Origin of the sequence: Paraburkholderia azotifigens (assembly GCF_007995085.1) — a bacterium.
Lineage (GTDB): Bacteria > Pseudomonadota > Gammaproteobacteria > Burkholderiales > Burkholderiaceae > Paraburkholderia > Paraburkholderia azotifigens.
Map to the genome: position 1 here is coordinate 3,184,714 of NZ_VOQS01000003.1, position 12,521 is coordinate 3,197,234.

General features: G+C 63.6%; 12 protein-coding genes. 6 read left to right on the plus strand and 6 right to left on the minus strand.

Going from position 1 to position 12,521, the window contains the following annotated elements; all coding sequences use genetic code 11:
• Window positions 1-19 precede the first annotated feature (19 nt).
• Window positions 20-802 carry a 3-hydroxybutyrate dehydrogenase gene (locus FRZ40_RS31520; RefSeq protein WP_028364804.1) on the plus strand — a complete coding sequence of 261 codons (783 nt, stop codon included), beginning with the start codon at window positions 20-22 and terminating at the stop codon, window positions 800-802.
• Between the two features lie 10 nt (window positions 803-812).
• Entirely contained in the window at window positions 813-2,066 is a 1,254-nt protein-coding gene (locus FRZ40_RS31525) for a DUF3734 domain-containing protein (RefSeq protein WP_147236703.1), read from the plus strand.
• Window positions 2,067-2,168: 102 nt separating this feature from the next.
• On the opposite strand, the gene FRZ40_RS31530 is transcribed toward FRZ40_RS31525, so the two are convergent.
• A complete protein-coding gene (locus tag FRZ40_RS31530; protein WP_028364806.1) occupies window positions 2,169-3,626 on the minus strand; it encodes an alkaline phosphatase family protein in 1,458 nt (485 codons plus the stop codon).
• A gap of 345 nt (window positions 3,627-3,971) precedes the next feature.
• Here FRZ40_RS31530 and FRZ40_RS31535 point away from each other — a divergent pair, with 345 nt between their 5' ends.
• Both FRZ40_RS31535 and FRZ40_RS31540 read left to right on the plus strand, forming a co-directional pair.
• Complete coding sequence (locus tag FRZ40_RS31535) at window positions 3,972-4,457, plus strand: helix-turn-helix transcriptional regulator (protein WP_028364807.1); 486 nt, start codon at window positions 3,972-3,974, stop codon at window positions 4,455-4,457.
• A 2-nt stretch (window positions 4,458-4,459) separates the two neighbouring features.
• On the plus strand, window positions 4,460-5,791 hold the full coding sequence (locus FRZ40_RS31540) for a type II toxin-antitoxin system HipA family toxin (RefSeq protein WP_147236704.1): 1,332 nt from the start codon (window positions 4,460-4,462) through the stop codon (window positions 5,789-5,791).
• Window positions 5,792-5,821: 30 nt separating this feature from the next.
• Here FRZ40_RS31540 and FRZ40_RS31545 read toward each other — a convergent pair whose 3' ends face one another.
• Window positions 5,822-8,128: a phospholipase C/P1 nuclease family protein gene (locus FRZ40_RS31545; RefSeq protein ID WP_147236705.1), complete on the minus strand. Its 2,307-nt coding sequence runs from the start codon at window positions 8,126-8,128 to the stop codon at window positions 5,822-5,824.
• A gap of 297 nt (window positions 8,129-8,425) precedes the next feature.
• Here FRZ40_RS31545 and FRZ40_RS31550 point away from each other — a divergent pair, with 297 nt between their 5' ends.
• Window positions 8,426-8,899 (plus strand): NUDIX hydrolase, encoded by a 474-nt coding sequence (locus FRZ40_RS31550; RefSeq protein ID WP_035541256.1) that lies wholly within the window; start codon window positions 8,426-8,428, stop codon window positions 8,897-8,899.
• A gap of 125 nt (window positions 8,900-9,024) precedes the next feature.
• Here the strand turns inward: FRZ40_RS31550 and FRZ40_RS31555 are convergent, their stop codons facing one another.
• Window positions 9,025-9,333 (minus strand): superinfection immunity protein, encoded by a 309-nt coding sequence (locus tag FRZ40_RS31555; RefSeq protein WP_028364809.1) that lies wholly within the window; start codon window positions 9,331-9,333, stop codon window positions 9,025-9,027.
• Between the two features lie 60 nt (window positions 9,334-9,393).
• The gene (locus FRZ40_RS31560; RefSeq protein ID WP_028364810.1) at window positions 9,394-9,672 is read right to left on the minus strand and encodes a hypothetical protein; all 279 of its coding nucleotides are present in this window, start codon (window positions 9,670-9,672) and stop codon (window positions 9,394-9,396) included.
• A 299-nt stretch (window positions 9,673-9,971) separates the two neighbouring features.
• On the opposite strand from FRZ40_RS31560, the gene FRZ40_RS31565 reads away from it, so the two are divergent.
• Window positions 9,972-10,913: a TIGR03571 family LLM class oxidoreductase gene (locus FRZ40_RS31565; RefSeq protein ID WP_147236706.1), complete on the plus strand. Its 942-nt coding sequence runs from the start codon at window positions 9,972-9,974 to the stop codon at window positions 10,911-10,913.
• Between the two features lie 31 nt (window positions 10,914-10,944).
• Here FRZ40_RS31565 and xth read toward each other — a convergent pair whose 3' ends face one another.
• A complete protein-coding gene (xth, locus tag FRZ40_RS31570; RefSeq protein ID WP_147236707.1) occupies window positions 10,945-11,886 on the minus strand; it encodes an exodeoxyribonuclease III in 942 nt (313 codons plus the stop codon).
• 70 nt (window positions 11,887-11,956) lie between these two features.
• Entirely contained in the window at window positions 11,957-12,364 is a 408-nt protein-coding gene (locus FRZ40_RS31575; protein ID WP_028364813.1) for a DUF3597 domain-containing protein, read from the minus strand.
• Window positions 12,365-12,521: the final 157 nt, after the last annotated feature.

Below are 12,521 nucleotides of genomic sequence, written 5' to 3' on the forward strand. Positions count from 1 at the left end.
ATTATCAAAGGGAACAGACATGTCATTGCAAAATAAAGTCGCGCTCGTGACGGGCGCAGCAAGCGGTATCGGCGAGCAATGCGCTCGCAAGCTGGCGAGCCTCGGCGCGGCCGTGGTCATCGCCGACCTGAATCTGGACAATGCGCAGAAAGTCGCGTCGAGCATCGTCGAAGCGGGCGGAAAAGCGATCGCCGTCGCAATGGACGTGACGAATGAAGAAGCTGTCAATGCAGGCATCGAGCGCGCAGTGAAAGAACTCGGCAGCATCGATGTGCTCGTGTCGAACGCGGGTATCCAGATCGTCGCGCCGATCGAAGAGTACGCATTCGCCGACTGGAAGAAGATGCTGGCCATTCACCTCGACGGCGCGTTCCTCACGACCAAGGCAGCCATCAAGCACATGTACGACAGCCAGCGCGGCGGCTCGATCGTCTATATGGGCTCGGTGCATTCGCATGAAGCGTCGAAGCTGAAATCGGCCTACGTCACTGCGAAGCACGGCCTGCTCGGTCTTGCACGCGTGGTCGCGAAGGAAGGCGGTCCGCGCGGCGTGCGCGCGAACGTCGTGTGCCCGGGCTTCGTGCGCACGCCGCTCGTCGACAAGCAGATTCCCGAGCAGGCGAAGGCGCTCGGCATCAGCGAAGAGGAAGTCGTGAAGAACGTGATGCTGAAGGAAACCGTCGACGGCGAATTCACGACAGTCGACGACGTCGCCAACACGGTCGCATTCCTCGCGGGTTTCGAGTCGTCGGCGCTGACGGGGCAATCGGTGATCGTCAGCCACGGCTGGTCGATGAAATAAGGAGCGACGCATGCGCAGCGACACAAAGAAAATCAGCGCACAACCCGAGCCTTTTGTGTTGCCGCGCTACGACGAGATCGCACTCGTGCTGCAAGGCGGGGGCGCGCTCGGCTCTTATCAGGCGGGCGTCGTCGAAGGCCTCGCGGAAGCGAAGGTCGAGCCCGACTGGATCGCGGGCGTGTCGATCGGCGCGTTGAATACGGCGATCATCGCGGGCAACGCGCCGGAAAACCGCGTGGAGGCATTGCGCGGTTTCTGGAATGCGATCTGCCATCCGCTCGACTGGGTCGGCAGGGTTGGCGCATGGGCCCTGCCTGGTCTCGGCATGCACGACCTGTCACGCAAGTGGGCCAGCATGTGGGCGGCGGGCCGCGCGTTGACGGAGGGCCAGCCCGGCTTCTTCGCGCCGCGCTTTCCGCTGCCGATGGCAGGACTCGGCAAGCTGGACCCGAGCCGTGTCAGCTACTACGATACCGCCGCGCTCAAGGCGACGCTGCTGCAATACGCCGATTTCGACCGCATCAACGACGGCGCCATACGTGTGTCCGTCGGCGCGGTGAACGTGCGTACGGGCAATCTCACGTACTTCGACAACCGCAAGATGCGCCTCGCGCCGGAGCATTTCATGGCGTCGGGCGCGTTGCCGCCGGGCTTCCCCGCCGTCGAGATCGAAGGCGAATACTACTGGGACGGCGGTCTCGTATCGAATACGCCGCTCACGGAAGTACTGCGCGATTCCGATCACAAGGACACACTGGTTTTTCAGGTGGATTTGTGGAGCGCGCGCGGCAATGCGCCGGGCGATTTCCTCGACATTTCGGAGCGTGCCAAGGACATCCAGTATTCGAGCCGCACGCGCGCGATCACGAACATGCTTGCCGAGCGGCAGAAGCATGCGCGTTTCATCAAGGAACTGCTCGAGCATGTGCCGACGTCAGTGCTGAAAGCGGACCCGCTGTTCCGGCTTGCAGAAGAGGCGGCGGACGGCAGCGCGATCAACGTCGTGCATCTGATCTACAAGAACAAGCCGTACGAAGGGCATTACAAGGACTACGAGTTCAGCATGGACACGATGCTCGAACACTGGCAAAGCGGCTTCGACGATATCCGCGATTCGTTCTCGCATCGCGACTGGTTCGACGTGCCGAGCCGCGAACTGGGCTTCGTCACGCATGACGTGCACCGCCCTGCCGGCGCCGTACCGCAGTCCGATAAAGCGCCCGTCGAAACGGAAATCGGCAAACGTCGGAAGGAAGCTGCCTGAACCGTGCTATAAGCGCGGTGCCAGTGCGGCAAATTTTTGCGGCTCCGCGACACACGTCGCGGAGCCGCATTTTCATTCAGCCATGTACAAGCCGCGCAGAAATTACATGCTGCCCGGGAAGCCTAGCGCGGTCGCTTTCGCGCGGAGGTCGGCAAAGCGTCCGCCAGGAGCATTGACCGTCGGTTCCGATGCCGATGTCGACGGAACCTGCTGGCTGTGATCGACGCCGCCTAGCCCAGGGATCACCCCCGCCGTCGAGCACGCGACGCCGAACGTGCCCTGCGTCACGGCGATAGCGGGTGCGTCGGTTCGCGCCGCGTCGCTGAAGTCGAGTGCGTAGGCCATGTTGAATGTGCTGGTGTCGCTCGCGCGCACGCCGAGCGGGTCGAGACCGAAACGCCACGCAAGCAGCTGATGAATCGAACTGGGATCGAACGGATAGCGCGACACGTTGTTCGCGCGCACGCGCGGCCCGAACAGCATGCACGGCACACGAAAGCCCAGACGGCCGTCGTTGCCCACATTGTGTTCCGCCGTCGACACCGGCTTGATGGGCGGTACGGCATGCTCCATGAAACCGCCCCATTCGTCATACACGAGAATCATCAGCGTCTTGCTCCAGTTCGGACCGGTGCGCAGCGCGTCGTAGATCTGGCCGAGCAGCACCTGCCCGTTGCGCACGTCGGCGTGCGGATGATCGTCGTTCGACGTGCCTTGCGCTTCCCCCGCGAAACTGGGATCGACCATGCAGAACGACGGCAGTTTGCCGGCAGCCGCATCCGTCAGGAAGTCCGCGAACAGCTTCGAGCGGCCGACGTAGCGCGTGCCGTAGAGCGCCGTGAACGGGACGTCGTGGTAGTAGTACGTCGACGAGATGTTCTTTGCGTCGAGCCGATCCCAGATGGTCGGCAGCGAAGACGTATCGACGCTGTCGTCCAGGCGGTCGGTCTCGCCGCTATGCAGATAGAGGCGGTTGGGAAACGTAGCCGACAGAATGCCGCTCATGTAGTAGTCGCAAACCGTGTATTGCGTGACGGCGCCGCGATAGAAATCGAGATCGGCCGCACCGAAATAGCCGATGGGCAGCACATCGCCGCGCGTGACGCTCGTTCCGGGTGTCAGCAGAAAGCCGTTCATCGCACCGTTCGCGAGGTGAACGCGTCCCGCGTCGTACATGTGGTTCGGGTCGGAGAACGAGCAGGCCTGAAATCCGTATGCGGCGTTCGACGTCAACCCGAACGACGTTTGCGCCTGGCCAAAGGCGTCGGTGAACCGGCGGTTCTGCTGATGTTCGGCGTTCGGCACCCAGCCAAACATGTGATCGAAAGAACGGTTCTCCATCGTGACGAGCACGATGTGATCGACGCCCGACGTGGCGGGATCCGGCAGCGCAGGTCTGGGAAGATTCGCGCGATCGGGCGGAATGCCGCTCGTCGCCCCCGTGCTGCCCGACGATCCGCCGCCTCCGCCACAAGCCGACAACGCAACACTGCCCGCGAGCGCCGCCAGGATCTTGCGGCGTGTGGGATCGGGTGCATTCGAAGAATGATGATCGCTCATGGCCTTGCCTCCCTTGTTGTGAATATTGTTCGGATCGCCGTCGCCTGATCGTGCGGCCGAATGAGCGTTCGTTAGCACTTCACGTACCCGTGCTGACCGAATGCCTGCGCTGCGGCGCAGCGCGCAGTTTGCGAATTATTCGCAGAATATTCATGAGCCGATGCTTTGTAGCCGCCGTCAAAGTCGATACAGCCTTTAACCTGTATTTACTATTTACAGTCTAAAAGCTGTAAATTGCCAATACAGTCTTTAAACTGTATCCTGTCCCGACAGACGGCAGCGCGGACGCTGCTCGTGCCGGGGCGGCCCTGCCCCGCGTTCAACCTCTTTCTCCCGAGGCCCGCCGTGGATTACTCCGTCAAGACGCTTGGCCAGCTGCGGCCCGTTCTGCGCGGCTTTCGCAAAGCCGCCGGCCTGACCCAGGCGATGCTCGCGGAGCGGCTCGGCATCACGCAGCAAAGCTATGCGCAGTTCGAGGCCAACCCGGCCGCCGCAGGCGTCGAGCGGCTCTTCAAGGTCTTGCGGCTGCTGAACGCGGGCATCACGCTCAGCCGGGACGAGCCTGCCGACGCGGCCACGGCGCCTGCTGCGAAGATCGCGCCTTCGAACCGCAGCGCTGCTCAAGTCCCGGGCACCGTCAAGGCCGTAGCGCGCAAACCGGCCGCCCAAACCGCGACCACGCGCCAGGCGCCCGCCATCAAGACGGGCAAGCGGGCGCAAACGGGCGCTGCCGCGACAGGCACGCGCCCCTCCGCGCCGAAGGCGGACGGACGTGCGGGAACGACGCGCAAGCCCGCCGCCAGCGCACCCAGAAAGCGGGAGCCATGGTAGGCATGGGGCGCCGATCACAGACTCAACGTCTCGACCTGTGGATGAACGGCATCGCTGTCGGCTACTGGGAAAAGTCCAGCGGCGGCGAGCAGCTCGTCTATTCCGACGAGTGGATCAACGACGAACAGGGGCGTCCGCTGTCGCTGTCCTTGCCTTTCACACCGGGCAACCAGCCGTACCGCGGCGCCGTCGTGTCGGCGTTCTTCGACAATCTGCTGCCCGATAGCGAACCGATCCGCCGCAGGATGGCGCAGCGCTACAAAACGGGCGGCACGGCGCCCTTCGACCTGCTCGCCGCGCTCGGGCGCGACTGCGTCGGCGCGATCCAGCTGCTGCCGCCGGGCGAGGCGCCCAGCGACCTCTACCGCATCGGCGGCGACGCGCTGACGGCAACCGACATCGGGCGGCTGTTGCGCGACACGACGTCGGCCGCGCCGCTCGGCCAGCGCGATCAGGCCGCCGATCTGCGGCTGTCCATCGCAGGCGCACAGGAAAAGACGGCGCTGCTGCGTCACAAGGGCCGCTGGGTGCTGCCCGCGGGCAGCACGCCGACCACGCATATCCTCAAGCTTCCGCTCGGCCTCGTCGGCAACATGCAGGCCGATATGCGCACGTCGGTGGAAAACGAATGGCTGTGCTCGCGGATCGTCGCCGCGTACGGCCTGCCCATCGCCGCATGCGAGATCGGGCATTTCGGCGATCAGAAAGCGCTCGTCGTCGAACGTTTCGACCGCCGTCCGTCGAGCGATGGAACATGGATCGTGCGTCTTCCGCAAGAAGACATGTGCCAGGCGACGGGCACGCCGCCCATTGCGAAGTATCAGGCTGACGGCGGCCCCGGCATCGATGCCGTGATGCACGTTCTGGCCGGCTCCGTGGATGCCGCCGAAGACAGCGCGCGCTTCTTCACCGCGCAACTGGTCTTCTGGCTGCTTGCCGCAACGGACGGCCACGCAAAGAACTTCAGCATCGCGCACTTGCCCGGCAACCGCTACCGCGCGACGCCGCTCTACGACGTGCTGTCCGCGCATCCCATCATCGGGCGCGGCGCGAACCGCGTGCCGATGCAGAAAGCGAAGCTGGCAATGGCCGTGCGCGGCACGAGCAATCACTATCTGATCAGTCAGATAGTGCGGCGGCATTGGCTCGCGCAAGGCCAACAGGTCGGCTTGTCGCGCGATACCGTCGACGCGTTGATCGGCTCGGTGACGGGCGCCACGCAGCAGGTCATCGACACCGTTGCTGCGCAGCTGCCCGCCAACTTTCCACACGATCTCGCGTCCGCGATCTTCGAAGGCATGTCGAGACAAAACAAGAAGCTCGCATCGGCATAGTGTTCGACAGCCAGGTCAAAAGCCGTTTTGTCAGCCGATCACCGGCCCGATCTTGTCGAGCGTCAGCGAAGGCAGAAACGCCTTGTCCTGATACACCTTCGCGAGCGCGTATTCGCTGATTTCCCGCTCTCCCGCCGGCAACGACGTATCGGCGACGGCATACGCGGCTTCCCACATCGCCGCGAGGTAGCGCGCGCCCGCGCCCATCAGCTTCGCCGTGTCTTCGCCGAACGCATCCCACAGACCATCGACGACGCGCGCCGAACTGCCGCCGCCCAGGCGGATGTACTCGTCGATCAGCGTGGACGGCGGCAGGATCTTCGCTGCGTAGGCCATCAACGATACTGTCGCGAATGCGGCGTCGCGGCCATCGCCGATCTTCGGAATCTCGCCGTCGAACGCCTTCGCCTGCGGTCCGATCTGCGGCAAGAGATCGTTCGAGTGACGGTCGACCATCTTGTCTTCGTAGGTCGAGTGCACGCCCTTGCCTGGCCACTTCTTCGGCGTCGCGTCGGGTGTATCCTTGTAGCCGTCCGCGTGATACGAGCCGTGCAAGGGCTGGCACGCATCGCCGACATAGTGCGCGAGCACGCCCGCCGCGCACAGGAACTTCGTGTCGTTGCGCTTTTTCAGCTGCCTGACCATCTCGTCGAAGATCTGCCACACACGGAACGGCAGCAGCCCCTCGGAGCGCGCATCCGTGCCGCCCTCGTCCGCGTACCACTTCGACCACACAGCGACGCTCATGTTGGCGATATTGCCGAGTGTCACGTCGCGCAGCGTCTTGCCGTCGCCATCCGGCTGATCGATATCCGCGTAGTGATTCGGATGCTCAGGTCCGGCATTCTGCGCATAGTCGCGACCGCCCGGCACGCGGCCCGGTGTCTTTTTCCACACGAGATCGGGCACGTCGGCGAGTTCGACGAAATCGCCGCGCGCGAGCTTCTCGCGAATCTGCTCCGGCGTCAGTTCGTCTGGACGGAAGCTGATGCGCTCGACATTCGCAGCGAGGAAATCGCGTAGCGGCCCTTGCTTGACGGACTCGATCGCGGCCGTCGCAATGCTGTAGTGCCCCGTTTGTCCCCAGTACGGATTGGCGCCGACGTTCTGCGCCCGCACGAGATCCACATCGAGCAACTGGCAGGCTGTGCTCAGGCCCGTCGCGAGCGCATAGTTCAGACGTTGGCCGTCGTCGCTCGCGAGTGCCTGGCCGCCCCATTCGAGCGCGAGCGGATAGAGACGCCGCGTGCTCGCCTGCTGTCCGTTCTCTTTACCGTTGCGCGCCGAGGTCGCGTGATTCTCTTCGCCATCGGTGTGCGCGTTCGCGGGCGCCACGAGGTACCACAGCGTTCCCGAATCGCCGGGCTGCGTCTGCGCGCCGCCGTTCGCGGGCGCAATCAGAAACTGCGAAATATAGTCATAGCCCGCCAGCGACTTGTGCCGGTAGAAGAGTGCCTTGATCGTGCCGTCGAGCGCACCCGATGCGCTGCCGAACGCCGTGACGTGCTGGTCGATCAACTGCAGGCCGAGGCTCAGTTCGTTGATGTCGGCGACAGGCTCGACCGTGCCTTCGATGCCGAACGGCTGGCTCGACCAGTCGTTCGCGTCATGCACTTCGACGAGCCCGACATCGAGCGTCAGAAAGCTGCGGCCGCCCGCGAACTCGGGGAACACGGACGTGAACGGTTCGCGCGTCAACTGACGGTCCGAGGCAATGCCCACTTCCTCGACTGCGCCGCGCAACAAAGCCTTTACGGGCGAACCGGGTTCGCCGCAGACGTGCCGGTTCGTGAGCGCGTACGTCGTGTGGCCATCCGTCACGAGACAGCCGACGCTCGCCGTCCGCTCGATGCCCTGCGTATCCGCAATCAACGGACAGCCGCCGCCGATATAGGTAGAAGGCCAGCGCGCATCGGCGGGCGCGCGAGTGGCGGGCCCGGTCGGCTCGACGGCCACGACGCAGACGGGAACGGCACGCCCATCGGGCATATAGAGCGTGCGCGGCACCATGTGATCGGGATCGACCTTGCCGTGACCGAACTCGGTCGCGTCGACCCAGTCGCGCACCAGCACGATCACAGCGGGCCACGAGTACGGACGCACTTCGGAGTTGCCGAACGTGCGGATGCCCTTGTCTTCCGCGGGCGCCCGCGCGTGACCGTTTGCGTGGCGCTGCTGATCCCGCCAGGGTTCATCGCTGCGAATGAGGTACAGGCCGACGGCCGTACCGACGACATTCGCCTTGCTGGTCAGATGCCAGTGATACAGATCGCGTGCTTCGAGCAGATCCTTCAACGACAGGCTCTGGAAATTGTGCTGCGTGGACAGTGGATTCATCGATTCACCTCGACGCTCGCCGGTCGCCCCGACCGGCCGTTGCAGGCACGCCGCCGTGCTCGCATTCACGACGCATGAGATGCATCACATGACACGTGGCGGCGCGTGATCGCGTTCAAGGTTCTCCGATGCAGATGACAGCGTTGGGTCAATTTCCGTGCGCGTTGTCATCAAGATGTCACGCCGCGTACTCAACATCGGCGGAAATATGGAAGCATGGCGACTGAGAGCGCCACCGGATCGTGCGGCATGCGGCGTGCTTACCCTGCCTTCGCGTCCCTACATGGAAGAGACACCGTGAAGCAACGTGCGACTGTCGTGTGCCGGATGGGCACACGCATTCTGCTGGTCGGCAAGGCAAACTCGCGCTGGTCGCTGCCAGGTGGCAAACCCGACGCCGGCGAGACATTCGAAGCCGCCGCCGTGCGCGAACTGATGGAAGAAACCCGCCTTCAGGCGATGGGCATGCAGTATCTGTTCGAGTTCGCGGGCACGCGGACCTGCCATCACGTCTTCGCCGCTCACGTCGACGAACAGCAAACACCCATCGCCAGCAACGAAATCACGCGCTGCACGTGGGCCAAGGTCACCGACATATCCGATCTCGATACCAGCGTTTCGACGCGCGGCATCGTCGATGTGCTCGTGTTGACGCGCAACTATGATCCGCGCGTGCAGAGCCGCTATCAGCGCGCCGACGCGTTCGTGCAGAACCTGCGCGAAGCGCTGCACGATGTGCGCTTGAGTGGTTGGACGACGGCGCTGTGGTGAACGTTCGAATCGCGCACAATATTGATTCGTTATCCGTATCAATTCACGCATTCACTCGTTTACCACGCCAAAAGCAAAACCGCCGGTCTGACACAGACCGGCGGTTTCATCGATACAAGTTGCTATTACGCGGATAGTGTCGACTGACGCCGCGCCGCGCGCACCCGGCGCGAACGCGCGACGATCTTCGCAACTGTCACGCGGCCCAGCGATCGACGCGTGTTCGTCGCGAGATTCGCAAGCCGCTTGTCGCTCACGCGATGACGCGCCCACACGAACGCCGCAACCCAGCCGATTACGGTCCAGCCGAACAGCACGTTGAAAATCGTCAGCGCAAACGCATCCTCGCGTTCGCGCGCGTCGGCGACGATGGCGGGCAGAAAGTACACGACCACGGCCGCCAGCAACACCAGTCCTTCGAAGAATGCTCTCATGTGTTCAACTCCTGCCAGCATTATCCGCGCGGCGGGTCATGGGCCCGTCGCGCACAGCAATCAATGGCCCTTGAACACGTTGACGTCGCGGGCATCTTGCGCGGGCTGACGGCCGCCCGACTCCGACGAAGCGCCGATCACGCCACCGACGGCATCGTTGGAAGCGGCTGCCGCGTTGTGCTCGGCGGCAACTGTCTGCGCGCTCACGCCGCGTTGCGATGCGGGTGCGCCGACGGACGGATGATAGAACGGCGCCGGACCGTAGCCCGAAGCGAAAGCGGGAGCGGCAACAGCGGCGGACACGGCGACCAGCAAGGCTGCGATAAGACGGGTCTTCATGATGAAACTCCAGAGAATGTCGAATCAGGGAGGCGTCGCATCCGGATGTTTTGGCGCGGCGTCGATTGAGAGTGAGTGTAGACGAGACCTATCGAATTTCTATGCTCATAGACTGAAATCACAGTTCCCAAATTTCGAACAATGGAAAACCCGCCACTAAAGCGTGAAAGCCTTTGTCCATGCGGTCCTCAGGGTTGTTGTGTCCACTGGCCGGTGTGATTCGCGGGGCGATGCTAGGATCGGTTTCCGCTCACCTGCCGCCAACCATCGTGTGACGACGCGAATGCGGCACACCGTCGATGACCATCGCTGACTCCACCATCGATCACCGGGTGTTCGCCGACGGCATCCTGTCGATCGGACTGACGCTGCCGCTGCTGCGCACGGGCACGATCGTCGCGGACTTCCGCGAGCAGGTCGTGCTCGCCACGCTTGCCGACACGCTCGGCTTCCGCGCGCTCTGGGTGCGCGACGTGCCGCTGAACAGTGCCGACTATCCCGATCCCGTCGGCCACCTCGATCCGTGGGTGCTGCTCGGCGCGCTTGCGTCGCATACGAATCAGATCGCACTCGCGAGCGGTGCGATCGTGCTGACGCTGCGACATCCGTTGCATGTCGCGAAGGGTGCAGGCTCGGTGCAGACGCTGTCGAATGGCCGCTTCATGCTGGGCCTCGGTTCGGGCGACAGGCCACCGGAATACGCCGCGTTCGGCCGCGACGCCGAAGAACGCCGCGAACTGTATCGCGCGCATTGGGAAACGGTCGCGGCGGCGCTGGGCGGCACGCCTCAGGTCATACCGGATCGCCGGCCCGAAGATGCACCCGAATTCATGCTGCTGCCGCGGCCGCCGTTGCCCGTGCCGATGCTCGCAGTCGGATCGGGGGGACAAAGCGTCGACTGGATCGCACGGCATTCGATCGGCTGGATGACGTATCACCGGGAACCGGAAACGCAACGCTCGCGGCACAGCATGTGGCGCGCAGCCGTCGATCGGCTGCCGACACCCGTGTTTCGCGCGTTCGGCGTCGCCATGCGGCTCGATCTGAGCGACGATCCACACGAACCGGCAACGCCGCTGTCGCTCGGTTATCGCGCGGGACGGCATGCGTTGGTCGCATTGCTCGATGAGATGCGCGAGACGGGCACACACCATGTCACACTGAATCTGAATTCCGAACGACCCGTGCGCGAAGTGATGGAAGAACTGGCCGCAGAACTGTTGCCGGTCTTTCACGAATGATCGCTGCTGCGGCGTTGGACGGGACGTGAAGCTATTTTCCGGTCTTCTTTGAAGCCGTGGTTCGCGCCGATCGGGCCGCGCTCTTTTTTGCAGCCGCCGTGCTCCCCAACGCAGTTTTCTTCACTGCAGTTTTCTTCACTGCAGTTTTCTTCACTGCAGTTTTCTTCACTGCAGTTTTCTTCACGCTATCCGCCTTTCCTTCGAGATCGAGCACCACCCACGCTGGCGCATGGTCGCTCGCATGCGGCTCGCCTCTTACCCATCGGTCGACACCCGCATCCCGCATCATGGCAGCCACGGGCTTGTTCAACAGCAGATGATCGATGCGCAAACCCGAATTGCGCTCCCAATGCTGGCGGAAGTAATCCCAGAACGTGAAGACCTGCTCGTCGGGAAAGCGCTTGCGCAGCGCATCCGTCCAGCCCTGGTCGAGCAGACGCGCATAGCACGCGCGGCTTTCCGGTTGCAGCAACGCATCCTTGAGCCACGAGCGCGGATTGTAGATATCGAAATCGGTCGGCACGACGTTGTAGTCGCCCGCCAGCACAACGGGATGCCCGCTGTCGAGCAGCCTTTTCGCATAGACGATCAGCCGCTCGAACCACGCGAGCTTGTAGTCGAATTTCGGACCGGGCTGCGGATTGCCGTTTGGCAGATACAGGCAGCCGACCAGCACGCCGTCGACGGCCGCCTCGATGTAACGGCTATGCGTATCGTCGGGATCGCCGGGCAGGCCGCGCCGGGTTTCGACCGGCTGCGCGTCTTTCGCGAGAATCGCGACGCCGTTCCACGACGCCTGTCCATGCCAGATCGCACCATAGCCGGCGCGGTTGATGTCGGCTTCCGGGAAGCCCGGGTCGGGCGCCTTCAGCTCCTGAAGACACACGACATCGGGCGCTTCCCGCTCGAGCCAGGTGAGCAGGGCCGGCAGCCGCGAGCGGATGCCGTTGATGTTGAACGTGGCGAGCTTCATGATCCTCGCGCCGGCGCAAGCCGCATACCCGCGGCCCTGCGTGCGCCGCCACAACGAATGAGCGAACGCGTCAGTTCTTCAGATCGTCCGGCACCTTGCCGCCGTTCTCGGCCAGCTTCGTCATCACCTGCTTGTGCAGCCAGATGTTCATCGAAGCGGAATCGTTGGTATCGCCGCTGTATTGCAGTTCCTCCGCGAGCTGCTTGCGCGCGGCGAGGCTGCTGTCGAGCCCCAGCAGCTTCATCAGATCGACGATCGACGTGCGCCAGTTCAACTTCTCCGGATTGTTGTCGGCGAGCCCCGTGAGAATCGCTTCGACATCGACGGGTTCCGCCGGCGCGGCAGCGGGCGCCGCGTCGGCAGGCGCGTCCGTGGGCGCTGCATCGGCGGCAGGCGCCGCTTCGGGCGCCGACGCCGCCTGCACGGCAGGATGGCTGGACGGGAAGATCTTGCTGAGGATGGTGCTGAAAATGCTCATGGCTTTCCTCCGGATAATCGGTTGAAGGTGTCAGCGTGGCAAACCCGGCGCGCATCGCCTGCACGCGGGCGAACCATTATCCTCGCCGAAAAAAATGACAGCGTCGTGCCGCTGATTCTTACCCGAGGACGTAAAATCCGGCCGCCAATCTTGCGCA